We start from the raw sequence: 556 nt of genomic DNA, 5'->3' as shown, positions 1-556 counted from the left end.
CTGGCCCTTTAACCTGCTTACCCGTTTTGGGATCAAATGCGCCTAGGTGTTCGCCATCACTGGCACGATACCCTTCAAGCTCACCGTGCTGGGAATCCCATTCATAAATTTTACGTTTTTTATCGCCATACCATCGGGCCCGCTTACCACCACCACCTTGTTTAGGTGTTTTAGGATCACCTCGCTTTAACTCTCCAAGTCCCTTTATGTCTTCTGTTTTAGGTACTGGATGATAATCATGGCCGTAGTCTTTAGTCCCCTTGCGAGGCTTGTTCTTTTCCTCATTTAACTTATTTTCTGCATCCTTCGCTTTTTTCTCCTTTTGTTTCCGGCTCTCCATCGCCCCGGTAAGTGCAGCCTTATCTCTGGATAAGGATTCATTCATTGCGTTTAAAGATGCCTGAGCCGCTTTTAATTTCTCATTCTGATTCTGAATATCCTTATCAAGATAGCGAACCTGATCCTGCCACCCGGAGCCATATTCATGAGGCGGGTTATAAGTCACAAAATCATCTTTATTTGCCTCTGCCTCTTTTACCTTTTTATCGGCTTCCTG

At 45.0% G+C, this 556-nt stretch carries 1 protein-coding gene; it reads right to left on the bottom strand.

Going from position 1 to position 556, the window contains the following annotated elements; translation table 11 throughout:
- Positions 1-556: colicin E3/pyocin S6 family cytotoxin (locus ACFFXY_RS25365; RefSeq protein ID WP_382357099.1), on the bottom strand; the 556-nt coding region annotated here is incomplete at both ends.

It is taken from the genome of Glycomyces mayteni, from assembly GCF_042428885.1.
GTDB classification, from domain to species: domain Bacteria; phylum Actinomycetota; class Actinomycetes; order Mycobacteriales; family Micromonosporaceae; genus Glycomyces; species Glycomyces mayteni.
This window is presented reverse-complemented; position numbering and strand designations above follow the sequence as displayed.